Genomic DNA, 24,020 nt, shown 5'->3' with positions numbered 1-24,020 from the left:
GATTTCTGACCTTATCTACAGGTTCCGTCCCGAAACGAGACTCCACCTGTAGCTATCGGAATCGTCGCGTGCTACGCACGCTCTGCAACGTGGTTCCTTGATACATTGATTCTTATGAAACGCACTAACATACGCATTCTTTTTGTATTACTGCTGTTGGCATCGACGGCGTTTGGGCAGACGGTCAAGGTCGCGAAGGTCGATCCGGTCGAGACGAACCTTCGCAAGACGATCGAGTATCTTGCGTCTGACAAGCTCGAGGGGCGCATGACCGGCCAACCGGGAGCCGTGACGGCGGCCGGATACGTCCAGAATCAGTTTGCCAAGCTCAGGCTCAAGCCCGGCGTGATGGCACAGAATGGCAAGCGGACGTATCTGCAGAGCTATACGTTCACCATTCCGACCAATCCGCACGGCACGCCCGCGGGCGAGACGCCGGCCGCAAAACCGCCGATCCACGGCTACAACGTCGTCGGCATTCTCGACGGGCGTGACAAGGTGCTGCGTAACGAGGCCATCATCATCGGCGCGCATTTTGACCATCTGGGCCGCGGCGGCAAAGGCAGCGGCAGCCTGAATCCCGACTCGTCCGACATCCATCACGGCGCCGACGATAACGCCTCAGGCACGGCGGCGTTGATCGAGCTGGCACGCATTTTTGCGAAAGAGAAAAAGAACAAACGCACCATCATATTTATCGGCTTTAGCGGCGAGGAAGAGGGCCTGTTCGGGTCAAAGGCATACACGGCGAATCCGGTTTTTCCGTTGGATAAGACTGTCGCGATGATAAATCTCGACATGGTCGGGCGGCTTTCTGACGCAAAGTTGAACATCGGCGGCATCGGCACCGCTACCGAATGGAAGCGATTGGTCGAATCCATGAACGTCAATCCCGAGTCGATCGTCCCGATAGCGCTGAACCCGAAAGTAACGTTTAATCCTGCCGCGGCCGGGCCGCATTTTAATCTCGCGCTCAACGAAGACGGTTTTGGCCCGTCGGACCACGCGTCGTTTTATATGCAAAAGATACCGGTGCTGTTCTTTTTTACCGGCACGCACCTGGACTATCACAAGCCGACCGATACGGCCGAGAAGATAAATTACGCCGGCGAGGCCAGCATCATCCGCTATGTCGCCTCGATCGCACGCTCGATCGACCAAAACCCGCAGCGGCCGACCTACGCGGTCGCCAAGTCCGCGAACACCGGCGGACGAGTGGGCTTTAGCGTCTCGCTCGGCACGATCCCGAGCTATGGCGATTCGACAGACGGCATGCTCGTGGACGCCGTGCGTGAAAATACACCCGCCTCGCGCGCAGGTGTAATGGCCGGCGACAAGATCGTCATGCTCGGCGGTAAGGAGATCAAGAACGTGTATGATTACACCGCGGCCCTCGGCAGCCTAAAGCCCGACGTCGAGGTCGAAATAGCCGTGACCCGCGGCGGCGAGAGATTGACGCTCAAGATAACGCCCGTGAAGCGACAGTAGCTTCCTGTCGCTGAAGGCGACACAGGTAATAGCCTGGGGTGGAACGAGCGAAGGGAGTGTAACCCCAGGAACAGGCCCAAACATCCGCCCGACCCTGAAGGGGTCGCACATCAGCGTTAGGTACGACCCCTTCAGGGTCGGAACGGGTTATTGTCCGTTACCCAGGGTTGCGGCCGCAACGGCCTTACCCTGGGCCATTATCGTTGTCCCCTTCAGGTACAGGATATACTGGATCCATATGAAACAGGCCATATTATTCGCCGCAATATGTCTGGCGATTTGCATGTCGTTGTTTGGGTGTCAAAAAGCCGAGGTCGGGCAGCCTACACCGCCGCCGCATGTGCCGCCGGTGAAAAATCTTGATGCCTCGCCCATGCCCCCAGCTTCGCCGAATGCGGGCATTCCTAAGGACGGCAAGTATGATGCGAAGGGCGTGGTGACGAAGATCAATCTCAAACTCGGCTCCATCGAGATCGATCACGAAGACATTCCCGGCATGATGCCGCCGATGAGGATGGAATTTTACGTTCAAGACAAGCGGATGCTTGACGGACTGGCGGTTGGCGATAAGGTCGATTTTGTGCTGGAATACAAGCACCCGACGGAGACAATAGCGACTATCAAGAAAGCGAAGTAGCGTGTTGGGCCAGCTATTTTGAACGCGGATCGGGCAGATCGAGCGGATCAAACCGATCTATCCAAAAATATTATACCCCTAGTGACAATTCCCTTTTCAAAATACCACGGCTTTGGCAACGATTACATTGTGATCGAGCGCGGCATTGGCGAGAAGATCGACCTGCCGGAGCTTGCTGTCGCGATGTGTAATCGCAATACGGGCGTCGGTGCGGACGGTATCGCGGTGGTCGAACAGCGTGACGGCAAGACGGCGGATTTCTTTTGCGAGATCGTCAATCCTGACGGCTCGATCGCGGGATTCTCAGGCAACGGCACACGATGCGCCGTCGCTCATCTCTATCGAAAGGGCGCGTGGGTCGAGCCGAGATTGAGGCTCGAAACTCGGAGCGGCATAAAGAACTACGACCTGTTCGATCGTAAGGGCGACACTGAATTCTGGTTCCGGGCCGAGATCGGTAGGCCAAAATTCGCCAGCGATGAGATACCTGTGCTGACCGACGTTCGTCGCGAACACGTGCTCAATGAGCCCATCGGCGTTGACGGGCGGCATTACACATTCTCTGGCGTCAACGTAGGCAATCCCGTCGTGTGCGTGTTTGTCGATAGCTTTGACTTTGATTGGCGAAGCGTCGGCAAGGCGCTCGAGACGCACCGAAAGTTTCCCGAGCGCGCAAACGTAGTATTCGTCGAGGTCAAGGACCGTGAGAATATCGAACTGCGCATTTGGGAACGCGGCGCAGGCGAAACAGCCGCCTCAGGCACATGCTCCAGCGGCGCCGCCGTGCTGTCGGCATTTCTCCTAAAGACCGAACGCAAGGTCAACGTCCACTCCGAGGGCGGCATCACCGAGGTCACCTGGCGCGATGACGACGAGATCATCCTCACCGGCCGCGCCGACTATGCATTCAGCGGCGAATGGCCGTAGGAAAGTTTTGCCACAGAGAACACAGAGACGAAGAGAAATTAGAAAGGACTTCGGTGATTGACGAAAAACTTGACCAACTTGGCTAAGTAGGCCATAATGGCCATGTTATGAAAACGACCAATATCGCAGAACTGAAAAACAGCCTCAGCAAATATCTCGCCGAGGTCAAACGCGGCGGCGAGGTGTTGGTCAGCGAGCGAAACGTCCCGTTCGCCAAGATCGTGCCGTTCACCTATGACGAGGACGATTACGACGCCGAAGAGCGCGAAATGATCGCCAAAGGCATCCTGCGACCTGCGCAAGACCCGACTGGTCTGACCGATGATTTTTGGGAAGGTGATGAGCTCCCTGATGTCCCGTTGGAAACGGTGCTGAGGATCATCCGAGAGGAAAGGGATGAGGACTGAACGCGCGTTTTGGGACACCAGCGCAATAATTCCTCTTTGCTGTGTTCAGGAGTTTAGCCCCGCCGCCAGCATGACATTTCGTCGTTTTCCGATGCCGGCTATTTGGTGGGGAACCCCTGTCGAAGTTCGAAGCGCTTTTGAGCGGTTGAAAAGTCACGACGCACTTCCGAATGAAAGAAATGCGATCAGGCATTGGAGCAACTTTAGGGCGAAAGCGATCAAAGTGGTTCCTGATGACGCATTGCTCGGCGTCGCGGAATCCATTCCGGCGACATATGGACTCCGGGCATTGGACGCATTCCAGCTCGCGGCCGCGTTGATATGGTGTGATGAGCGGCCCCGCAACCGGCCATTTGTGTGTGCGGATAAGCGATTAGGCGACGCCGCAGGCGAGGCGGGATTTGATGTCGTTTTGCTCGCGTAAGTTTAAATTATGGCAGAACTTGAGACGGCAACGCTTGCGGCGGGGTGTTTTTGGTGCGTTGAGGCTGTGTTTGACGACCTGCGGGGCGTTGAGGATGTGGTGTCGGGATATTCGGGCGGGAATACTGAGGAGCCGACGTATCAGGCGGTTTGCAGCGAGACGACGGGGCACGCTGAGGCCGTGCAGATCAGATTTGATCCGAACGAATTAACCTATGCCGACCTGCTGCGCGTCTATTTCACGGTCCACGACCCGACGCAGTTGAACCGCCAGGGAATGGACATCGGCACGTCGTATCGCTCCGCCATCTTTTATCACACGCACCAACAGCGCGAGACGGCGCACGAGATCATCGCCGAGATCACGGCATTGGGGCTCTACGACGCTCCGATCGTGACCGAGGTGACGGCGTTTGATAAGTTCTGGCCCGCCGAGGACTATCATCAGGAGTACTTCACCAACAATCCAAATCAGCCCTACTGCATGGCCGTGGTCGCACCGAAGCTGGCAAAATTTCGGCAGAAATTTGCATCGCGGTTGAAGCGATAGGAAGAAAATTCACCACGGAGGCACAGAGGACACAGCGAAGACTAATCAGGTCGGTCTGAAGCAGTCAGCCGATCTCATTTCTATAAATCTCAGTGCTCGCTGTGTCTCGGTGGTGAATTCTGATTGGTAAATAATGTTTGACATTGTTTTGCATGTCCTGCTAGACTTTTCATCTGGCTGCTGACCGGCGGCTGATCTCCCTGCTTTACCTGCCAAAAATACGCGCTCCGCACGGAATCCATACCGCGAAAAGTGAAGTTCTATTCGTGAACCCCGCTTGTCGATCCCCTTATTATGAATCCACTCAATTTTGTGTCCCGTCACCGGGCATTGGCCGCGGCCGCAGTCTGTGCGGCGCTCGCGTTGTCGGCAATGTTCTCGAGAGAGATCGTTGCGGCGGCTTCGTCGCTTGGCTTTAACAGCATTTTTCTTTCGGGGACGATCTCCGGCCGCGTCTTTCAAGACTATAACGGCAACGGCAGCTACGACACTGCTTCGGGCGTCAATTCGATCGACACCGGCACGGCCGGCGTGACGGTAAGCGTATATGACGCGGGCGGGACGCTGCGCGGCACCGATGTTACGGATTCATCCGGGAACTATTCGGTCTCGGCGACCGGCACAGGGCCGTATCGCGTCGAGTTTACGGGCCTGCCGGCGGGTTTCGAGCCATCGGCGCGAAGCACGGATTCTGTCCAAGGCGGATCATCTACCAACTCGGGCTCAACGACGCAATTTGTCAATAACGGCAACACGACCGACGTCAATCTCGCCCTCACCGTGCCGGCCGAGTATTGCCAAAACACACCGACTGTCGTCATACCGCGATACGCGCAGGGAGCGTCAAACGGCCAGTATGGCGCAAACGCTATACTCTACGATTTTCCCTACACGGCCGGGACGACCTATACGGACACGACCATCGCGAATTATGACAATCCGCTGACGCATTCGCTAACCGTTACGGCCGCACAGCTTGGCACGATCAATTCGCTGGAATACAACCGGCAGACGAACCGACTGTATGCCGCGTCTTACTTTAAGCGGCACTCGGGCTTTGGCCCCGGAGCGGACGGCGTGCTCAATAACAGCGACGACGCGGGCGCGATCTATGTCATCAATGCCGCCACAAGTGCCGTTACATCAGTATTTACGGTCCCAAATGCAACCACGAACAACCACGACACCGGCGACTATGCCAGTGACAATTACGACACGGGCTGGAACGGCACGGGCAAATCCAGCCTCGGCGGCATGGCATTGTCAGCGGACCAAAGCCGCCTGTTCGTAATGAACCTTCAGAACCGCCGGCTCTACGCCCTCGACGCAGCGACCGGAGCAAATCTCGGCAGCAGCGCATCCATAACGAGCCTGACCTTGCCGACGCCGGGCGGAACAAGCGCGAACTGCTCGACCGGAGGCAGCAATACTAACAAACGGCCATTCGCGGTGACCTATTACAACAATTCGGTCTATATCGGCGTGGTCTGCACGGCGGAGAACGGTGATACCAGCGCGTCAAATCTGTATGCGTATGTCTTTCAGGTAGATCCGACGACGCTGGCGATCAATTCGACGCCGGTCTTTTCGGCACCGTTGAATTATTCGCGCGGTGTTGGCGATCCGGGTGAGCCGGCCGAGTGGCGTGCATGGGTATCGACCATACAGTCCGACTTCGTATATCCGCAGCCGATGCTGACGGACATCGAATTTGAGAATGGCAACTTGATCCTCGGCCTTCGCGACCGTACGGGCGACAGCGCCCTCGACGCCGGGCCTGACTCGAAGCGAACGGCCGGCGACACCATCCGTGCATGCGGATCATTCGGCTCGTGGACGCTGGAATCGAACGGCCGCTGCGGCGGTGACGGCACCGCTCCGCAGAATACCGGCCAGGGGCCGGGCAACGGCGAGTTTTACCACAACGACGATTTCACGACCGCTCCCAACAACGGAAACTACCACGACGAGGTCTCGTGGGGCTCTCTGCTTTATGTCCCCGGCCGCCAGCACGTGATCACGACGCTGCTCGACCCGATCAATCGCCAGATCGCAAGCAATGCGACGTTCGACGGCGGCCTTCGCTACTTTAACAATACGACCGGCAGCGCCGACCGAGCATACCGCATCTACAACGGGCTTGGCGGCGTAGGCCAGCCTGATTTTGGCAAGACCAACGGCCTCGGCTCGCTCGTTGCGATGTGCTCGGCGGCGCCGATAGAGATCGGCAACCGCGTATCGCGCGATGTGAACGGCAACGGCGTTCAGGACCCCGGCGAGGCCGGCATCGCGGGCGTTACCGTCAGGCTCTATCAGGGCTCGACGCTCGTGGGAACGGCCGTGACCGACGCTAATGGCGAATACTACTTCGTCGGAAGCACGTCTGTTGATCCGAATACGACCGACAACATCGGCCAGGTCAACGGCGGGATCCAATTCAACACATCGTATCAGGTGAGGCTCGACCTCGCCGCAAATTATTCGGGCGGCGGCCCGCTGGCAGGCTTGATGTTGACGACCCAGGACCAGACATCGCAGGCCGGCGACGACGACGCATCCGATTCAGATGCCGCAAACATGTCAAATCCGGCAGGCTCACCGTCGGGCACCTGGCCCGTGATCAGCCTGACGACAGGCGGCAACGGCGCGAACAACCACACATTTGACGCCGCCTTCGCTGCGATACCGACGCCGACGCCGACACCAACTCCGACGCCGACGCCTACACCAACTCCGACGCCGACGCCAACACCGACGCCTACACCGACACCGACACCGACGCCGACGCCAACCCCGACGCCGACACCGACACCAACACCGGAACCGACGCCGACACCGACACCAACTCCGACGCCGACGCCTACACCAACTCCGACGCCGACGCCTACACCAACGCCGACGCCAACACCGACGCCTACACCGACGCCGACGCCAACACCGGAACCGACGCCAACGCCAACACCGACGCCGACACCTACACCGACGCCGACACCTACGCCGACGCCGACGCCGACACCTTCGCCGACGCCAACACCGACGCCGACGCCTACACCGACGCCGACGCCTACACCGACGCCTACACCGACGCCGACGCCTACACCGACACCGACGCCGACGCCAACACCGACGCCGACGCCGACACCGGAACCAACTCCGACGCCTACACCAACTCCGACGCCGACGCCGACGCCAACACCGACGCCGACGCCTACACCGACGCCGACGCCTACACCGACGCCGACGCCTACACCGACGCCGACGCCAACACCGGAACCGACGCCGACGCCGACGCCGACGCCGACACCGGAACCAACTCCGACGCCGACGCCGACACCAACACCGACGCCGACGCCGACACCTACACCGACACCGACACCAACACCGACACCGACGCCGACGCCGACGCCGACACCGGAACCAACTCCGACGCCGACGCCAACTCCGACACCGACACCGACGCCGACACCGACACCAACACCGACGCCGACGCCGACGCCGACGCCGACGCCGACACCAACTCCGACGCCGACGCCAACGCCGACGCCGACACCAACTCCGACGCCAACGCCGACGCCAACACCGACACCGACACCGACGCCAACACCGACGCCAACGCCGACACCGACACCGACACCGACACCTACGCCGACACCGACGCCGACGGCGACGGCGACGCCAACACCGACGCCGACGCCGAGCCCAACGCCGTGTCAGGTCATTACGATCTCACCAACCGTTTTGGTCAATGGCGTTGTCGGCTTCCCGTATTCACAGACCGTGACGGCGAGTCCGGCGGGGACATACACGTATCAGGTCACGAGCGGTTCGCTGCCGCCGGGGCTGACGCTCAACCCGAATACCGGCGTGATCAGCGGAACACCGACCACCGCAGGCAACTATGCATTTACGATAGAGGCCGTAGGAGCGGGCGGATGCTCCGGGACGCAGGCTTATACGATGCCTGTCGGAACACCGATCACGATGTGTCAGCAGCATTTCGACCTTGTCGGGGCACCATCGCTTCCGCTGGGGTGGTCGTCGATCAGCGACGGCGCGATGGCAAACTGGATCACCTCGACGGCCAATCCGCAGACGCCCGTTAACAGCGCATTTGCCGCTGCCCCGGCGACAAGCGGCTACAGCGAGCTTGTGACGCCGAGCTATGTGATATCGCCGACGGGCGGGCAGATGCGATTCTCAGCCGCATTCAATCTCGAGGACGAGAGCCCGTTGTCACCCGTCGGCCACGACGGAATGGTGCTCGAGATAAGCATCAACGGCGGCCCGTTCCAGGACATCCTGGCCGCGGGCGGCAGCTTTGCCTCGGGCGGATATAACAAGACGATCAGCACTGCCTATGGCAGCCCGATCGCGGGCCGGGCGGCCTGGAGCGGACTGTCGGGCGGGACCGCCGCAACGCCTGCCTACATCACCATCACGGTGAATCTGCCGGTGGCGGCATACAATCAATCCGTGCAGATGAAATGGCTCGTCGCTACAGACGCCGCGAACGCGCCGTCAGGCGATTCGGGCGCACGCGTTGACGCCATTATCGGCACAGCCTGCGCGACTACGGCCGCAAACGTCGCCCTCGCCGGCCGCGTCGTCCGTCAGGACGGCCAGGGCGTGAGCGGTGCGACGATCAGGATCACGGATGATCGCGGCATTTCGCGAACGGCGGGGTCGAGCTCATTCGGTTACTACCGTTTTGACGACGTCGAGGTGGGCCGCACCTATCTCGTAACGGTCGAATCGCGTAACTACACCTTTAGCCCGCGCGTCGTCCAACTCATGGACAACGCAATGGACATTGATTTTATTGCGGGCCAGTAACCCAGGCAGGCTCGTAATTGAAGTTGCTCCCTTGTAATTTGGGGCGGCCCACACGGGCCGCCCCTTTTTTTCTCCGCGTCCCTCTGCGTCTTCCCTCTGCGTCCTCTGCGTGGAACCTCTTGTGCGGAAGATTCCACGCAGAGGACGCAGAGGGAAGACGCAGAGGGACGCGGAGAAGAGGTTAGAGCTTGCCTAACAGCATCAGCACGCCGATCGCGATAAATGCGACAGCTACGATCCGCTGCAGCCATTCCGTCGGGACAAACTGTGTCAGCACGCCGCCCAACAGGACGCCAAGCGCCGTTACCGCGATCAGAGCAAGACTCGCGCCGATAAAGACCGACAGCTTCGAATCGGTGTTAGCCGACATCGTGATCACCGCAAGCTGCGTCTTATCGCCGAGCTCAGCCAGAAACAAGGTGATGAATGCAGTTCCAAATATCTTCCAGTCCATCGTATTAGCTCCGGCGGCTCGCACGCTCATCGAGTCCGCTTAATGTTGGTGGACGTCCGCCTTTAGCTCCGTTTCGCCTGGCGGCGTCGGCCTTCGCCGCTGAGGTCTGTTTGCCACCTTTTCGGCCGATCTCTTTCATCCATTCCCTTGTTCCGAAACGCCCTGCCAGTAGGCCGCTCACAGTATAATGAGCGTCAAGGGCGTCCCAATGGATAGCGTCACCCAACGGAGTCAGCTTTCCACCCGCAATGTCGGCATCGGCCACGCTGCGAAGCTCCTTGATATGCGACGCCGGAAATAATAGAGCAAACCCGTCGGCAAAATCGAGCCTGATCTCGCGCGAACGGGCATCGTAGCTATATCGCGAGGCACCGCGTTCGTTCCTGTATTCTTTATCACCGAGCCGTCGCGACTCATCAAGCTGCCGTCTGATCTCGGCTTCGGTAAAGGTAAATTTACTCGCTTTGTTTCTTGCCATGGACCTTCTCCCACAGTGCCACCATCTCCCCGTGAGCTTCGCAGCAAAGCTCAAACGCCCGTCGGGCATCGGCATCATTAAAGAACCGGTTCCTCGGCCCCATCTTCGGCATGCCGGTGCCGACGCTGAGATAGATCTTCATCTTTCCTTTGCCCTTTCGCACATCAACGTGTGGCGGATCATGATCGTTAGAATAGACAAAGAAACGAAATCCGCCCTTTCTTATTGAACTCATGCCCCGCCTCCGAAACACTTCGCTCTTGCATGAAGATAACCCAACCGCTTGGGTTTGTCAATCATTTTGAACTCTGATCGGACTGTAACACGAACAAGAACGTCGCCCAACGGTGTTGCGTTTGCATATTTCCGCGTTTTGCTTCAAAATTCGCCTGTTCAACAGTTCCAAAATTTAACGCGGCAACGGAGAGAAAGTATGGCAAGTTCCCTTTTTCGGAAGAAGTCGATTGCACAGATACAGGCTGACGCGGCGGTCGGCTTTGGCGATCATGAGCAGCTTGTGCCGGGCCAGCCTGCGGGCGAAGGCGTGACGGGGCTGAGGCGTTCGTTGGGGACGTTTGACCTGACGATGCTCGGTATTGCGGCGATCGTCGGTGCCGGTATCTTTGCGATGGTCGGCAACGCGGCGAATCGCGGCGGGCCGGCGGTGATCTTGCTGTTCATCTTTGCGGCGATCGCGTGCGGCTTTGCGGCGCTGTGCTATGCCGAGTTCGCGTCAAAGATACCTATCGCGGGCTCGGCATACACGTATGCCTACGCCTCATTTGGCGAGCTGCTGGCGTGGATCATCGGCTGGGACCTGCTCGTGGAATACGCCATCGGCAATATCGCTGTCGCCATATCGTGGAGCGACTATTTTACAAGCCTGATGGCCGCGAACGGCATTCACATTCCGCTGAATTGGACGATGGATTTTCGCACGGCGTATGACGGATTCAATGCCGTTACGTCCGCGATGACGGGTGGCGGCGCGACCGTCGAATCGCTTCGTGCAGGCTGCGAGGCGGCTGAGGCCGCCGTATCATGCGGCAAGCTCGACGCCTTTGAAGCGTATCTTGGCGCACCGACCATCGGTGGCCTGCCGATCATTGCCGACCTGCCGGCTCTTGGCATCGTCGTGCTGATCACTTGCCTCGTTTATGTGGGCATCCGCGAATCAAAAATGGCGTCGAACATCATGGTCGCCGTCAAGCTCGCGATCATCCTGCTCGTGATCGGCCTCGGCGCCTTCTATGTAAAGACCGACAACTGGTCGCCCTTTATGCCAAACGGATTCTCCGGCGTAATGAGCGGCGTGGCAGCGGTTTTCTTTGCCTATATCGGCTTTGATGCCCTGTCAACAACGGCCGAGGAATGCAAGGACCCATATAAGACGCTGCCGCGCGGCATGATCTATTCGCTCGTGATCTGCACCGTTTTATACGTGCTGCTCGCACTCGTGCTGACCGGCATGGTCAGCTATACAAAGCTCGCCGTGGGCGATCCGCTGGCGTTCGTTTTTGGCCCCGAGGGCGTAAATATCCCATGGGTCGCGGGCATCATTGCCGTCTCGGCGATCATCGCGATCGCGACCGTGCTGCTCGTTTTCCAACTTGGCCAGCCGCGATTGTGGATGGCGATGAGCCGCGACGGGCTGCTGCCAAAGATATTCTCGTCAATTCACCCGCGATTTCGCACGCCTTGGTTCTCTACTATCCTCACCGGCGTGCTCGTCGCCGTTCCCGCGCTCTTTATGAACCTGACCGAGGTAACCGACCTGTCGGTGATCGGCACGCTCTTCGCGTTCGTCATCGTCTGCGCAGGCGTGATGGTCAAGGACAAGGAATTTGCCGGGCAAAAGCGCTTTGTGCCCTACATCAATTCGATGCTCATCGGGCCCGCGCTCTTCATTATCGGCTGGGGAATCGTGATGTATGTCAATGGCGACGCCGTGCGCTCGTTCTTTACGGACTTCACGCCGTCGGCTCACGACATAAAGGCCGGCATCGAGACGGCCGGCGCGGTCTTTATGCACCGAATTCCCTACTTCGTTTTTGCGGTATTCACGCTCGTCATGGCCGTGCTCTGCTTCGTCAAACGCCTGACGCTCATACCGGTGCTCGGCGTGATGTGCTGCACGTATCTAATGACCGAACTCGGCTGGACAAACTGGTTCCGCTTCGGCATCTGGCTCGTGATCGGGCTGGTTGTGTATTTCCTGTATAGCTACAGCCATTCGAAACTGAATGATCGACCGACGGAGGAAGGGCCGCCAGCATAGCTTTTTATTAAGGGCGCGAGAAAGGCGGCTTAACGGCCGCCTTTCTTATGCTTTGAGCGGGTCGGCGGTCTTGAGTCCGTCAAACTTTCGGAAATCCCGGTCGCATGACGCAAGAGTTGCCCCGCGCGACATTGCGAGGGCCGCGAGGTGTGCATCCATAACCAAGTTTCCGGATGCATTAACATCGCGAAGGGCGGCGGCGTAGAGCCCCCATGCAGTCTTGTCTAGTGATATTAAGTCAACGTTGTCACGTGAGAGCCAAGTCTCGACTATCTCAACAGCGTCCTCAAGAGACGTGGGAAGCGACGAGATCTTAGGGTTAGTAATGATGCGAAGAAACGCGGTGATCGTATGCCAACTGAGGAACACCTGCTCGTTATCCATCACGCCTGATAACCATGTTTTGGCTTTGGCATGTGCAGCGGCACGTTCGTCGTACGCGTAGATCAGCAAGTTAACGTCCGGGAGTATCATTTCCGCCGGTCGCCTTCGATCTGGTCGAGAAAACCGTCGAGATCATTCCAGTCGATATCCTTCCTCACCCCGATCGGCCGCGAATCTACGACGAAGGGCTTACGCTTTTCCGACGATCCGTCGTTTCTCAACCCGCGTCGAAGAACTTCATTCACCACGACCTTAAAAGGCTTTCGAGGTTCTGCCGCTTTTATCTTTTCCAATCCGAAGGCAACGTCTTTATCAAGTGTCAGCGTCGTTCTCATGCGAGAACGATAACATATCAGCATCAAGACATCAAGTATTTGATGCGTTGATGTCTAATTCTCAAATCTCAGCGTCTCGATGATCTCGGCCATGTATTGTTTGCCGAGGTCGACGTCGTCGCGTTTCAACGAGACGGCACCGACCACGGCGTGGCCGCCGCCGCCGTATCTCTCGCAGATCTCGGCGATGTTGTGGAGCCGCGGGCGCGGCGACCACGGGTTTGAGCCCACGGATATTTTGGTGCGAAATTCGCTTTGCGTGAGGGCGACGTTGTAGGTCGTCTCGGGATAGAAATAATACGGAATAAACTTGTTATAGCCGTCGATGCCCGTATCGCTCAGGTCAAAGGTCACAACGCCGCGATCATACGTCGCGCGTTCTTTTATCAGGCTGACGGTGTTCCAATGGCGTTCGAGGATGGGAACGAGCTTGGCCTGGAGCTCGTCGCTCTCGACAATATCGGTGAGCGAGGCTTCGGTCAGGCGGTGGATAATGTTGTGGACAAATTCGGGGTCTTTCTCGCCCTCGATCACCTGCATCAATTTGAGTGCAGGCGTCCGCAATTCTACGCACTGGGCGGGCGACTCATACAGCGCACCGTCGATGATATGTGCCCACTCGACCAGCTCGGCGAGCGAGGCATCTTCCCAGCCGAATTGTTCTTTGGCAATGCGGGCGATGAATTCCGCACACGATTTGCTCTCGGTATCGAGGAATTTCCTGCCCGATGTGTCGTTCAAAAAGTGCTTCTCGTCCTCCTTCGAGAGGAACGCCGACTGATGATGATCGAACCACCACGTCAGCCGTTCGTCGGGACAATACTTGAAATCGACGATCGCATTCTCATCACCGTCAAACTGCTCGCGGTCAAACGCATTGCCCGCCCGGTGCATCACCGGCGTGTATTCCACGACCGCGTCAGATGCGAAATTCGCACGATAGAATTTAGTAAACACCGCCGCCGACGAGACGCCGTCGAAACAGTTGCCGTGATAGAGTATCCTTAGCCGCATAGCAAAACATTAAAGGCTAGAGGACGCCCTCGGCTAAGTCAAGGAGATGCTTCGAAGTAAGTGAAAAGTGACAAGTAGTAAGGGATAAGTTCGGACTTTTTACTTCGCACTTTTCCCTTATACCTTATTCCGACGTGATATGAATATCAGGCTCGCACATCGTGACGACACCGACGCGTTGGTCGAATTCAACCACGCGATGGCCGTTGAGACCGAAGGCAAACGGCTCGACCGTGACCGCTTACGGCCGGGCGTTGAGGCGGTCTTTGAGGACGAGAATAAAGGTTTTTACGTCGTGGCGACGGACGCAAACGCCATTGTCGGCGGACTGATGGTCACATACGAATGGAGCGATTGGCGCAACGCGTGGTTCTGGTGGATACAGAGCGTATATATCAAACCTGAGGCCCGCGGACTGGGGCTGTATCGGCGAATGTACGAGTTTGTAAAGCAGCGCGCCGAGGAGGCGGGCAACGTGTGCGGCTTTCGCCTGTATGTCGAGACCGACAACGGCCATGCTCAGCGTGTTTATGACGGCGTCGGAATGACGCGTTCACACTACGTCATGTTTGAGGAGGAGTCAGAACCGCCTGCGTAAGCGGGCGGCCAGTTCCCGCCGATGACCACGATAACCGAAGGCGAGTTTGCACGTATATGTCTAGGCATATATGACGACCGCGAGTCGATCATCAAGCACAACCCGATCGGCACTGACGAGGAGATACTGCTCTGGATGCTGCTGGCGTGTTTGACGAGCTATTTGAACCTCGACAACAAGGAGATGCCGTGTTTTACGGGAAAACCGGATGCCGCGACGTATCGGAAGGCGATAGGGTTTGTTCTGAAAGATCGACGACTTGATGATTTCGACGCGACGCAATTCATTGACCAGTTAACATTTACCATTTAGCAAATGTTTGAGAACAACGTAACGCATGATAAAGCCTACCGATTCGCGATTCGTATCGTTAAGGCCTACAAGCATTTGGTTGAGACTAAGCTTGAATATGTGATGTCGAAGCAATTACTACGTAGCGGAACATCGATTGGAGCAAACATCACTGAAGCGAATGGTGCCATTTCTAAGGCTGATTTTTCGAGCAAGATAAGTATTGGCTACAAAGAGTGCCTAGAGACCAAATACTGGCTCAATCTACTCAAAGATACGGGTTACATTGATGAGCAATCGATCGAAAGTATGCATGCGGACGCGGATGAAATAGCTCGGATACTGTTCGCAATCCTCAAAACATCAATAAGCAATCTTGATCAATGTTAAGTGATAAATGTTAAATGTTAACTGAGACATTTGTACTAACGCCGTTCCAGCAGAACACGCGCGTGGTGTCATGCGCCGAGACAAAACGCGCGATCTGCATCGATCCGGGCGAGGCGTCGGATGACGTGAACAGCTACATTCGCGACAACGGCCTGGAATTGCAGGCGATCATTCTGACGCACGGGCATCTGGACCATTGCGGCGGGACGGCGGCGTTAAAGGCCGAGTTTCCCGGCGCAGACGTGCTGCTGCATGAGGAGGAGATGTATCTCTACGAGACGCTGCCGCAGCAGCCGCTGATGATGGGCCTGCCGCTGCATCAATTGCGGGCGATGGGTATGGAATATGGGCCGCCGCCAGTTCCGACGCGATTTGTCGAACATGGCGAAATAATTGAAGTTGGGAATTTGAAGTTTGAGATCCGCCATTGTCCCGGCCACACGCTTGGGCATATCGTGCTGGTAAATCACGACGAAAAGGCCGTGCTGACGGGCGATTGCCTATTCAACGAATCGATTGGCCGCACAGACCTGCCCGGCGGTAATTACGAACGGCTGATCGACTCGATCAACGCGAATGTGATGTCGCTCGATGACGATTATCGCGTGCTGTGCGGGCACGGGCCCGATACTACGGTCGGCCGCGAACGGTTGAACAATCCGTTCTTAAGATAGGCAGAAACACGAGCGGTAGCGAGGGTGCCCCGGGCAGGGTATCGGGCACACTCGCTACCGCTCGTGTTTCTGCCTGCCTTACGCCACGGTTATCGACGTATCGAGATAGACGTCCTGGATGGCGTTGAGGAGTTCGACGCCTTCGGCCATGGGGCGTTGGAATGCCTTGCGGCCTGAGATGAGGCCCGTTCCGCCGCCGCGTTTGTTGACAACGGCCGTGCGGACCGCATCGGCGAGGTCGCCGGCGCCTTTTGACTCGCCGCCTGAGTTGATAAGTCCGCAGCGTCCCATGTAGCAATTGGCTACCTGCCAGCGGACGAGATCGATCGGGTTGTCGGTCGTGAGCTTTTCATACACGAGCTTCGACGTCTTGCCGTAGCTGCCCTGCTTGTTGAGGGCGGGATAGCCGCCGTTCTTTGTGGGCAGTTTCTGCTTGATGATGTCGGCCTGGATCGTGACGCCGATGTGATTGGCCTGGCCGGTGAGGTCGGCAGCGTCGTGCATGTCGCCCTCGGGCGTCTTGAATGCAGGATTGCGCAGGTAACACCAGAGGATCGTCGCCATGCCAAGCTCGTGAGCGTATGCGAATGCCTCAGCGACCTCAGTGATCTGCCGCGTCGATTCCTCTGACCCAAAATAGATCGTCGCACCGACCGCGATCGCGCCCATATCACGTGCCTGATCGACCGTGCCGAACATCACCTGGTCGAACTGGTTCGGGTAGGTCATCAGCTCGTTGTGGTTGATCTTTACGATGAACGGTATCTTGTGAGCGTATTTACGGGCCACGGTGCCGAGCACGCCGAATGTCGATGCCACGCCGTTGCAGCCGCCCTCGATGGCGAGCTTTACGATGTTCTCGGGGTCGAAATACTGCGGATTCGGCGCGAATGACGCTGCTCCCGAGTGCTCGATGCCCTGATCGACGGGCAAGATCGACACATAGCCCGTACCGCTCAACCGGCCGGTATTGTAAAGCGACTGTAAGCTCCTTAAAACATTGGGGTTACGGTCGGATTGTGCCCACACACGGTCGACAAAATCGCCGCCGGGCAGGTGGATGTTCTCTTTTGGTATCGTCGTCGATACGTGGTCGAGCAGCAAGTCCGCCTCGTCGCCTAACAGTTCCCTGATCTTATTCTCAGCCACAGCTAATATCTTCTCCTCAAAAAAGTAATTGCGTTAATAAACTAAAGATTATAGCACAAGAAGCCCGGGCTTCGCTGTCGGCATATTCGGGGGGCGGGACAGTTTGAATCCTAGCCATCGGAGATGGCATTAGAATGTAGCCCAGGGCAAGTGACCTGGGACGGTGCGCATGCGAATCCGCAAGCTGTCGTAGATAGCGACAGACAGGTCGACGCCTGTCACCCGTTACACGGGCTTGGTTCAATCGCGCGTCTGCTTTCCCAGCCCTCGCGGGCTGGGCTCCACGCTGATGCCATCTCCGATGGCCAGGAATCCGAACTAAGCCAGGATCACCACTCATGTCCGCGGCCTCCGCGGAGAGAAAGAAAAAGGAGCAAGGCCGCGAACGGACTTGCCCCTTTTTGCCATGCTCGGCCGTCAGGTCACGGAGTGACCGTCTTTCCGTCCACGTCGAGGATGGTGAGCGGATAGCCGAGTTCGGCAAGCTTTGGCTCGATCACCTTGCGGTCGCCGACAATGACGATGGCCATCTTTGCCGGGTCAAGGTAATGCTCTGCCGCGTAATTCACATCATCGAGCGTGACCGCATTTACGCGCTCGATGTATTCGTTAAAGTATCCGGCCGGCAGATCGTAGGTGACGAGATTGGCCAGCTGGTTTGAGATCGCGTTTGGCGTCTCAAAGCCTCCCGGTGTCAGGCGTATCAGGCGCTGCTTGTAATAATCCAGTTCCTTTTGCGTGATCGGTATCTCGCCCCGGACGCCATTGATCTCTTTCATCAGTTCCCGGACCGATTCCTTTGTGACGGCCGTCTGCATATCGCCGCCGGCGCGGAATGGGCCCGGCCCCCGGCGAAAGGCAAATGAGCTGTTGGCCCCGTAGGTGTAGCCCTTGTCTTCGCGCAGGTTCATCGAGATGCGGGCCGTGATGCCGCCGCCAAGGATGTTGTTCATCAACAGCACCTTGAAGTAATCCGGATGTGAGCGGCCGATGCCCGGCTGGCCGATGCTGACGACCGACTGCGCGGCGTTTGGGCGATCGACCAGATAGATGCCGGTCGTGGCCGGCGATTCGGCCGACGGCAGGTCATTATGAACTATCTCGCCGGGCTTCCAGCCGGCAAAGGCCGCTTCGAGCTTTGCCTTAAGGGCCGCCTTGTCAAAACTGCCGACGACGATCAGCACCGCATTGTTAGGTCGATAGGTCGAATTGTAATAGCTGACGAGGTCATCACGCGTGATGGCCTTGACCGTTGCCTCGGTATCGCTGCGGCCATAGGGATGGTCGCCATAGAGCACCTTGTTATAGACCGTCGCTCCGATTGCGTTCGGGTTAGAGCGCTGCTGCTTGAGGGCGACGAGCGAACGCGCCCTTAGGCTCTCAACCTCTTTTGCGGGAAATGACGGATTCTGGATGACATCGGCGTAGATGTCGATGGCCTTGTCGAGGTTCTTTGTGAGCGTATTGAGCGTGACATTGGTCGAGTCAAAGCCCGAACCGCTGCCGATACTCGCGCCGATAGACTGCAGTTGATTTGCAATATCCTCGGCCGAACGCGTCGTCGTGCCGTCATCGAGCAGGGACGAAGCCATGCCTGCAAGGCCGGTGCGGTCCGCAGGTTCATCGACCGAGCCCGTGCGAAAGACCATATTCATCGACACCAGCGGCAATTCGCGGTGATCGACCATCCAGAGTTCCATGCCGTTGGCGAGCTTTGTCTTCTCGATCGGCGGCAAGGTCAGCTTGGGATCGGGGCCCGGCTTGGGCAGCTTTGCCGCCTGCTCGGCGATCTTTGCGTCATCGCGTTTCTCCGACTTGACGGATGTTGGCCGGTCGGCACCGCGGGTCGCGCGTGCGGCTTCGCCGGTCCGCGGCGTGTAGGTCAGGACGAGCCGATTCGGCCCGAGATAGGTATTTGCCACGCGTTGAACGTCGGCGGCCGTGACCTTTCGGTAACGGTCGAGGTCGCGCTGGAACCAATTTGCCTTGCCAACGTAGCCGGCAAAGCTTGTCAGTTGGCTCGCCTTGCCCAGCACTGTCGAAAGCCCCGCAACCGATTGTGCCTCGATGCTGTTTAGCGCTCGTGACATCTCTTCGGCCGTAGGCGGCGTCGCCTTGATGCGTGCGATCTCGGCGTCGATCTCATTCTCGATATCATCGAGCGACTTGCCCGGCCGGGCCGTCGCCTGGATCTGAATCGTTCCTGCGATCTCGTTCTTCGCCGAAAAAGCCCCTACGTTCTGGGCCATTTCCTTGCCGTAAACCAGATTGCTCTGCAGCCGCGATGTGCGGCCCGACGAAAGAATGAATGTGAGGACATCGAGCGCCGCCTCGTCCGGGGCAAATTCCCTGACGCCGTGCCAGACAAGATACCGGCGAGCAAGCGGCACATTGTCCTCGACCGTCGTGCGTATCTCCTTATCAAGCACAGGCTGCGCATTGTTTGGTCGCTGGATGGCGTCGCCCTTTGGCATCCAGGCGAAATACTTCTCGATCCAGCCCTTTGCCTGCTTCTCGTCAAAGTCACCCGAGAGCACAAGGATCGTGTTGTTTGGCGTGTAATACTGCCGGAAAAAGGCTTTGACGTCGTCCATCGAAGCTGCCTGCAGGTCTTCGAGCGAGCCGATGGTCGTCCAATGATACGGGTGGCCCTGCGGGAACATAATTTGTGTTATCTTCTCGAACGCAGTGCCGTATGGCTGATTATCGACGCGCTGGCGGCGTTCATTCTTTACAACGTCACGCTGGTTGTCGAGTTTTTCCTGCGTCATCGCGGGCAGCAGATTGCCGAGCCGATCGGCCTCCATGAACAGTGCGAGTTCGAGAAAATTTGACGGAACGGTCTCGAAGTACCACGTGCGGTCAACATTTGTCGTGCCGTTGACGATACCGCCGGCCTCGGTCAGCGGCGTAAAGTAGTCGGCATCGTAATTCTTCGAGCCCTGAAACATCATGTGCTCAAAGAGGTGAGCAAAGCCGGTGCGGCCCACGGCCTCGTTCTTTGAGCCGACGTGATACCACGTGCCTACGGATACGATCGGCGTCGATGTGTCGCGGTGAAGAATGACGCGAAGGCCATTCTTGAGCTTGTATTCCCTTACCTTTACGGGCGGGAGCTTCTCGGCCTTTTGAGCACTCACAGCGAGCGGCAGGGCGAACAGCGTCGCTAATATTACGATGAAAAGGAGCCGATTTCGCATAGCTTACTTGAAAAAGAAAGACGGGCAGCCGAGGATGCATCTCACATCGCACGTATCCGAAACAGTCGCATTTGCAGCTATTACGCGCCTCAGGCCGCGCGGGTTTCAACCTTGGCGAGCGCGGCGACCTTTTCGCGCTTTGAGACGACGACGCCGCCGTGGCGTTCGATCGTAATGGCAAACATCTCAGGCCCCGCGGCCTTGAGCTTGGCATTGATGGGAATGACGATCTCGCCCTCGCCGGTGACGTCAAAGATGCCGCCGTCGATCGGCGTCGCCTTGTCCTGTGCCTTATCGAATATCCATAGCTGATAACACGTCGCTGCGGCGTCATTGACCGGCAGGCCGTGAAAGCGAATAAAGCCGGCCTGCTTTGCTTCGCTCCAGACGATGTCGCCCGAGACGTCCTTGATGTCCTTGACATTGCCCGGGGCCAGATTTGCCCTGACGAGATCGCCGCTCGTGCGGATCATCTCTTCGCGAAGCTCGACGGACGTCGGCGGCCTCGGCGGCTCGACCTGTGCCTGTTCCGGCATCGGGGCGTTCGCCGGCCCGATCTGAGTGAACCAGATATTTAGCGCCAGTGCCACACAGGCCGTGGCGGCGGCGGCCCATCCGAGCCAGCCAAGCAAGCCGATACGGCTCGGCGGCGGGCTGAATACATCGCCGTAGATCGTCGGCGGCGGCGCGGGCGGCCACGGTTCCGGCTCGGCTTCAGGCGGCGGCCCAGCCCCGACGATGGCGACCGCGTCGTCAGCGATCATTGCACGCAGGTGGGCCGGCAGCGGTTCGCTTGTGTCGAGCCCGGCCATGCTGATGGCGGCGGCCGTGAGTTCGACGGCCGCCATCTCGCGCTCGGCGATCGCCTGGTCAAACTCGTCAAACGAGCGCTGTTCCGCATCATCGAGGCCCGTCGAGGCCCTCTTGATCAGAAGGTCAAGCAGCATGTCTCTTTCTTCGGTCACGCGGCGGCCTCCTGTGATAGCTCCGCGGCCACGCCTAATGCCTCGCGAACGTGAATGATGCCCCGGCGGGCGTGCGTCTTGACGGTGCCGAGCGGCAAGCCCATGGCGTCGGCGATCTCCTGATGCGACATTCCCTGAATGATCGACAGCCGCAGCACCTGCTGCTGTTCGGGCCTGAGTGTCCGCATGGCCTCGGCCGCCTGCTGCGCCTCGACCGAGATCTGAACGGCACGATCGGCGCGGGTGAACGGTTCGAGCAGGACGTCGTCGAGCGACTCTGCCGATATCCGCCGTGCCGAATGCCGTATCCGGTCGATCAGCCGCCGCCGTGCGATCATCGCGATAAAGGTCGCCTCTGACGCCTTTGATTCATCAAACCGGCCGGCGTTCTTCCACAGGTCCACAAATATCTCCTGCACGGCATCCTCGGCGTCGTCCGAATTGCGCAGCATCTTTCGCGCTATCGACCACACGAGGCCGCCGTAGCGGTCGAGGCACTCCTCGACGGCAAACATGTCTCCGGCGGCGATTCTGTTCAGGATAGCTTGGGCCACTAAAGTCTCAGATCGAGTATTGCTCTAAAGCTACCGTATTTCTTGGCTATCCACAAATTGCCGCCTGGTCCGATATTGGTATTCGTTAGGAATTGGGTGTCGGTTTCAAGCGGGACCCTCGGCGTTCTCCGCGTCTCCACTCTGCGGTATCTGCGTGGAGTTCGGTTCCACGCAGAGGCCGCTGAGGATTTCGCAGAGAAACGCAGAGAGTGAAGCAGCTAACGCCACGGACGAGATGCCAGGGCGATCACAAATAATGTAAACGACGTTAAGGCCGATAGCAGGCAGAATTGGCAGAACGCACCGATGAGAGCTCCCTGGACGTAGATGAGGTATCCGCTAAAGGCGGCCATCAGGAATGCCAGGACCGCGAAGAGCCGCCACATTCGCGTATCGCCAAAGGCCGCGAGCACCGCCAGCGAGAATGCCGCGAAATATGCGATAGCTCCATACAACGCCAGCGGCAGGCCGGCAAATTCGGCGTAGGCGCTCGTCAGGACCGATTCGCAGCCCTCGATCAGGCTGCACGGCACGGGCTCGGCCGTATAGTGGTGTGCGGTCAGGTAGATCGAATCGCCGAGGCCGATGAGCGCAATGACCGCCGCCGCCACTGGCCATTTGCGGCTCGGGGCGGCGCTTCGTTCGTCAGCGATCTCTGTCTCGGGCGTCACTACTTCGCGGCGTTGGCGTTAGCCGGTGCGGAATTGGCTGCGGGATTCGGAGCAGCACCTTCGCCGACCTTCTTAAGTTCCGCGTCGATAGCGGCCTTCAGCGGGGCCGCCTGCATCTCGGCAAACTGGAATGGCACGCCATTGATGTAGAGCGTCGGTGTCGCGTTGATATTGACGCCCTTGCCTCGCTCGATGTCAGCGTCCACGCGGCTCTTGGTCATCGTCGCGATCATGTCATTTTCCCATTTTGTGACGTCGAGCCCGATCTTCTGCGCATACTCCTTGAACATCGTCTTGTAGGTCGGCGAACTGGCCCATGCTTTCTGGTTAGAGAACAGCAGATTCTGCATATCCCAGAATTTGCCCTGATTGCCGGCGGCCTCGGCGGCTACGGCCGCGTCATATGCCTTGTCGTGCATCGGCAGCGGGAAATTGCGGAATACGAAGCGTATCTTTGACCCGTAATATGCCTTGATCTCGTTCATCACCGGATGCACCGAAGCGCACGAGCCGCACTGGAAATCCGCAAATTCCTCTACCGTCACGAGCGCATTCGGCGAGCCAGCCTGATTGGGCGGATTCGCTCCCGGCGGCGCATTCGCCGGTATGGTCGCGGTCTTTGGGTTGGCGGCGTTCGAGTTGGCAGCGGCGGTGTTGCTGTTGTTAGCCGCGGTCGGGGCCTTTGGCTTTGTCAGCAGATACCAGCCGGCCACGGCGCCGACGATCAGGACGAGGCCGATGATCAGCATCGGCGCGTTGCTCTTTGGTTGCGGTTTTGTCTTGTCAGCCATATGAAAAATTTCCGTTGCGAAAATAGTAACAAATTAGCTTACAGATACGCATCCCGCGCTCGATAGGTTCACGGATCGGCGGCGAGCTCGGCCAGCCACTCGAGAAACGAGTCCTCATACACGAGGTAAGGTGAGCGCGCGCTGCTGCGTGGTGCCGTAAGCAGCCTGCCGTCCTCGCACCATGCGATCAGGGTGCGTCTCGACGGCGGCGGAACGATGATCCTGTGTTTACGAATAAGGCGCTCGACCTCAGAAAGGCGGAGGAGCGTTCGCGGCGATAAATCCAATGTTCGTTGTGTGATGTTCATGGTCGTAATGTGTCAAATTGGTTGAATTTACCGCACCGAGCGGGCCTTTGGCCGTGTTGGGCATGGCCCCACGAGAACCGTAAGGCCCGCGATCTGTGCAGTCTATGCAGTTTTGAGCATTTTGCGTCATTTTGTGCATTCTACGTCGTTCTGCGAGATCTGGCATTTCAATTTTCGGCAAAGTGTTCTAGCTTGTGATCATGCCGGGCGAGATGTAAGCG

General features: G+C 58.1%; 25 protein-coding genes. 12 read left to right on the top strand and 13 right to left on the bottom strand.

Annotated features, from left to right (window positions below; genetic code table 11):
- The first annotated feature begins 114 nt into the window (after positions 1-114).
- The 7 genes from IPM59_06005 to IPM59_05975 all read left to right on the top strand — a co-directional run bounded on the left by IPM59_06005 (position 115) and on the right by IPM59_05975 (position 9,265).
- The gene (locus tag IPM59_06005; GenBank protein MBK9215139.1) at positions 115-1,488 is read left to right on the top strand and encodes a M20/M25/M40 family metallo-hydrolase; all 1,374 of its coding nucleotides are present in this window, start codon (positions 115-117) and stop codon (positions 1,486-1,488) included.
- 283 nt (positions 1,489-1,771) lie between these two features.
- Positions 1,772-2,125 (top strand): copper-binding protein, encoded by a 354-nt coding sequence (locus tag IPM59_06000; GenBank protein ID MBK9215138.1) that lies wholly within the window; start codon positions 1,772-1,774, stop codon positions 2,123-2,125.
- Positions 2,126-2,206: 81 nt separating this feature from the next.
- Positions 2,207-3,052 carry a diaminopimelate epimerase gene (dapF, locus tag IPM59_05995; protein MBK9215137.1) on the top strand — a complete coding sequence of 282 codons (846 nt, stop codon included), beginning with the start codon at positions 2,207-2,209 and terminating at the stop codon, positions 3,050-3,052.
- 107 nt (positions 3,053-3,159) lie between these two features.
- A complete protein-coding gene (locus IPM59_05990; protein ID MBK9215136.1) occupies positions 3,160-3,459 on the top strand; it encodes a type II toxin-antitoxin system prevent-host-death family antitoxin in 300 nt (99 codons plus the stop codon).
- A 145-nt stretch (positions 3,460-3,604) separates the two neighbouring features.
- Positions 3,605-3,883, top strand: a complete 279-nt coding sequence (locus tag IPM59_05985; GenBank protein ID MBK9215135.1) for a hypothetical protein — start codon at positions 3,605-3,607, stop codon at positions 3,881-3,883.
- Between the two features lie 9 nt (positions 3,884-3,892).
- Positions 3,893-4,432: a peptide-methionine (S)-S-oxide reductase MsrA gene (msrA, locus tag IPM59_05980; GenBank protein ID MBK9215134.1), complete on the top strand. Its 540-nt coding sequence runs from the start codon at positions 3,893-3,895 to the stop codon at positions 4,430-4,432.
- A 294-nt stretch (positions 4,433-4,726) separates the two neighbouring features.
- Entirely contained in the window at positions 4,727-9,265 is a 4,539-nt protein-coding gene (locus IPM59_05975; protein ID MBK9215133.1) for a carboxypeptidase regulatory-like domain-containing protein, read from the top strand.
- A 181-nt stretch (positions 9,266-9,446) separates the two neighbouring features.
- On the opposite strand, the gene IPM59_05970 is transcribed toward IPM59_05975, so the two are convergent.
- From IPM59_05970 to IPM59_05960, 3 genes are read right to left on the bottom strand one after another with little or no spacing between them, the layout of a single operon-like run.
- Positions 9,447-9,719 carry a TMEM165/GDT1 family protein gene (locus IPM59_05970; GenBank protein MBK9215132.1) on the bottom strand — a complete coding sequence of 91 codons (273 nt, stop codon included), beginning with the start codon at positions 9,717-9,719 and terminating at the stop codon, positions 9,447-9,449.
- Positions 9,720-9,723: 4 nt separating this feature from the next.
- The gene (locus IPM59_05965) at positions 9,724-10,197 is read right to left on the bottom strand and encodes a DUF2442 domain-containing protein (GenBank protein MBK9215131.1); all 474 of its coding nucleotides are present in this window, start codon (positions 10,195-10,197) and stop codon (positions 9,724-9,726) included.
- Positions 10,175-10,432, bottom strand: a complete 258-nt coding sequence (locus tag IPM59_05960) for a DUF4160 domain-containing protein (protein MBK9215130.1) — start codon at positions 10,430-10,432, stop codon at positions 10,175-10,177. Before IPM59_05960 ends, IPM59_05965 begins: the two co-directional genes overlap by 23 nt.
- A 198-nt stretch (positions 10,433-10,630) precedes the next feature.
- On the opposite strand from IPM59_05960, the gene IPM59_05955 reads away from it, so the two are divergent.
- Positions 10,631-12,475, top strand: coding sequence for an amino acid permease (locus IPM59_05955; protein MBK9215129.1), 1,845 nt, complete (start codon positions 10,631-10,633; stop codon positions 12,473-12,475).
- A 45-nt stretch (positions 12,476-12,520) separates the two neighbouring features.
- Here the strand turns inward: IPM59_05955 and IPM59_05950 are convergent, their stop codons facing one another.
- Genes IPM59_05950 through IPM59_05940 form a run of 3 tightly spaced genes read right to left on the bottom strand, consistent with a single transcriptional unit; the run spans position 12,521 to position 14,208 of the window.
- Positions 12,521-12,949 carry a PIN domain-containing protein gene (locus IPM59_05950; protein ID MBK9215128.1) on the bottom strand — a complete coding sequence of 143 codons (429 nt, stop codon included), beginning with the start codon at positions 12,947-12,949 and terminating at the stop codon, positions 12,521-12,523.
- Complete coding sequence (locus IPM59_05945) at positions 12,946-13,194, bottom strand: hypothetical protein (GenBank protein ID MBK9215127.1); 249 nt, start codon at positions 13,192-13,194, stop codon at positions 12,946-12,948. The genes IPM59_05950 and IPM59_05945 overlap by 4 nt, the downstream gene beginning before the upstream one ends.
- A 54-nt stretch (positions 13,195-13,248) precedes the next feature.
- Positions 13,249-14,208, bottom strand: coding sequence for a phosphoesterase (locus IPM59_05940; protein ID MBK9215126.1), 960 nt, complete (start codon positions 14,206-14,208; stop codon positions 13,249-13,251).
- A 139-nt stretch (positions 14,209-14,347) separates the two neighbouring features.
- Here IPM59_05940 and IPM59_05935 point away from each other — a divergent pair, with 139 nt between their 5' ends.
- From IPM59_05935 to IPM59_05920, 4 genes are read left to right on the top strand one after another with little or no spacing between them, the layout of a single operon-like run.
- The gene (locus tag IPM59_05935; GenBank protein MBK9215125.1) at positions 14,348-14,806 is read left to right on the top strand and encodes a GNAT family N-acetyltransferase; all 459 of its coding nucleotides are present in this window, start codon (positions 14,348-14,350) and stop codon (positions 14,804-14,806) included.
- Between the two features lie 21 nt (positions 14,807-14,827).
- On the top strand, positions 14,828-15,118 hold the full coding sequence (locus IPM59_05930; protein MBK9215124.1) for a hypothetical protein: 291 nt from the start codon (positions 14,828-14,830) through the stop codon (positions 15,116-15,118).
- 3 nt (positions 15,119-15,121) lie between these two features.
- Positions 15,122-15,487: a four helix bundle protein gene (locus IPM59_05925; protein ID MBK9215123.1), complete on the top strand. Its 366-nt coding sequence runs from the start codon at positions 15,122-15,124 to the stop codon at positions 15,485-15,487.
- A gap of 14 nt (positions 15,488-15,501) precedes the next feature.
- Positions 15,502-16,161: an MBL fold metallo-hydrolase gene (locus IPM59_05920; protein MBK9215122.1), complete on the top strand. Its 660-nt coding sequence runs from the start codon at positions 15,502-15,504 to the stop codon at positions 16,159-16,161.
- A 78-nt stretch (positions 16,162-16,239) separates the two neighbouring features.
- Here IPM59_05920 and IPM59_05915 read toward each other — a convergent pair whose 3' ends face one another.
- The 7 genes from IPM59_05915 to IPM59_05885 form a co-directional block, all read right to left on the bottom strand.
- On the bottom strand, positions 16,240-17,310 hold the full coding sequence (locus IPM59_05915) for a class I fructose-bisphosphate aldolase (protein MBK9215121.1): 1,071 nt from the start codon (positions 17,308-17,310) through the stop codon (positions 16,240-16,242).
- Positions 17,311-17,732: 422 nt separating this feature from the next.
- A complete protein-coding gene (locus IPM59_05910; protein MBK9215120.1) occupies positions 17,733-20,510 on the bottom strand; it encodes an insulinase family protein in 2,778 nt (925 codons plus the stop codon).
- Positions 20,511-20,599: 89 nt separating this feature from the next.
- Positions 20,600-21,475: an anti-sigma factor gene (locus IPM59_05905; GenBank protein MBK9215119.1), complete on the bottom strand. Its 876-nt coding sequence runs from the start codon at positions 21,473-21,475 to the stop codon at positions 20,600-20,602.
- Complete coding sequence (locus tag IPM59_05900; GenBank protein MBK9215118.1) at positions 21,472-22,029, bottom strand: sigma-70 family RNA polymerase sigma factor; 558 nt, start codon at positions 22,027-22,029, stop codon at positions 21,472-21,474. Before IPM59_05900 ends, IPM59_05905 begins: the two co-directional genes overlap by 4 nt.
- A gap of 218 nt (positions 22,030-22,247) precedes the next feature.
- Positions 22,248-22,700, bottom strand: coding sequence for a vitamin K epoxide reductase family protein (locus tag IPM59_05895; protein MBK9215117.1), 453 nt, complete (start codon positions 22,698-22,700; stop codon positions 22,248-22,250).
- Positions 22,700-23,491 (bottom strand): thioredoxin domain-containing protein, encoded by a 792-nt coding sequence (locus IPM59_05890; GenBank protein MBK9215116.1) that lies wholly within the window; start codon positions 23,489-23,491, stop codon positions 22,700-22,702. Before IPM59_05890 ends, IPM59_05895 begins: the two co-directional genes overlap by 1 nt.
- 68 nt (positions 23,492-23,559) lie before the next feature.
- Positions 23,560-23,799, bottom strand: a complete 240-nt coding sequence (locus IPM59_05885) for a hypothetical protein (GenBank protein MBK9215115.1) — start codon at positions 23,797-23,799, stop codon at positions 23,560-23,562.
- Positions 23,800-24,020 lie beyond the last annotated feature (221 nt).

This window comes from Chloracidobacterium sp. (genome assembly GCA_016715795.1).
Taxonomy (GTDB): Bacteria; Acidobacteriota; Blastocatellia; order Pyrinomonadales; family Pyrinomonadaceae; genus OLB17.
The sequence above is the reverse complement of the archived record's forward strand: the minus strand, read 5'-3'. Positions and strand labels throughout refer to the sequence as shown.

Coding starts and splice junctions, on each gene's coding strand:
- IPM59_06005 (MBK9215139.1), top strand. CDS start 115: ATGAAACGCACTAACATACGCATTCTTTTTGTATTACTGCTGTTGGCA.
- IPM59_06000 (MBK9215138.1), top strand. CDS start 1,772: ATGTCGTTGTTTGGGTGTCAAAAAGCCGAGGTCGGGCAGCCTACACCG.
- IPM59_05990 (MBK9215136.1), top strand. CDS start 3,160: ATGAAAACGACCAATATCGCAGAACTGAAAAACAGCCTCAGCAAATAT.
- msrA (MBK9215134.1), top strand. CDS start 3,893: ATGGCAGAACTTGAGACGGCAACGCTTGCGGCGGGGTGTTTTTGGTGC.
- IPM59_05975 (MBK9215133.1), top strand. CDS start 4,727: ATGAATCCACTCAATTTTGTGTCCCGTCACCGGGCATTGGCCGCGGCC.
- IPM59_05970 (MBK9215132.1), bottom strand. CDS start 9,719: ATGGACTGGAAGATATTTGGAACTGCATTCATCACCTTGTTTCTGGCT.
- IPM59_05965 (MBK9215131.1), bottom strand. CDS start 10,197: ATGGCAAGAAACAAAGCGAGTAAATTTACCTTTACCGAAGCCGAGATC.
- IPM59_05960 (MBK9215130.1), bottom strand. CDS start 10,432: ATGAGTTCAATAAGAAAGGGCGGATTTCGTTTCTTTGTCTATTCTAAC.
- IPM59_05955 (MBK9215129.1), top strand. CDS start 10,631: ATGGCAAGTTCCCTTTTTCGGAAGAAGTCGATTGCACAGATACAGGCT.
- IPM59_05950 (MBK9215128.1), bottom strand. CDS start 12,949: ATGATACTCCCGGACGTTAACTTGCTGATCTACGCGTACGACGAACGT.
- IPM59_05945 (MBK9215127.1), bottom strand. CDS start 13,194: ATGAGAACGACGCTGACACTTGATAAAGACGTTGCCTTCGGATTGGAA.
- IPM59_05940 (MBK9215126.1), bottom strand. CDS start 14,208: ATGCGGCTAAGGATACTCTATCACGGCAACTGTTTCGACGGCGTCTCG.
- IPM59_05935 (MBK9215125.1), top strand. CDS start 14,348: ATGAATATCAGGCTCGCACATCGTGACGACACCGACGCGTTGGTCGAA.
- IPM59_05930 (MBK9215124.1), top strand. CDS start 14,828: ATGACCACGATAACCGAAGGCGAGTTTGCACGTATATGTCTAGGCATA.
- IPM59_05925 (MBK9215123.1), top strand. CDS start 15,122: ATGTTTGAGAACAACGTAACGCATGATAAAGCCTACCGATTCGCGATT.
- IPM59_05920 (MBK9215122.1), top strand. CDS start 15,502: ATGTTAACTGAGACATTTGTACTAACGCCGTTCCAGCAGAACACGCGC.
- IPM59_05910 (MBK9215120.1), bottom strand. CDS start 20,510: ATGCGAAATCGGCTCCTTTTCATCGTAATATTAGCGACGCTGTTCGCC.
- IPM59_05890 (MBK9215116.1), bottom strand. CDS start 23,491: ATGGCTGACAAGACAAAACCGCAACCAAAGAGCAACGCGCCGATGCTG.
- IPM59_05885 (MBK9215115.1), bottom strand. CDS start 23,799: ATGAACATCACACAACGAACATTGGATTTATCGCCGCGAACGCTCCTC.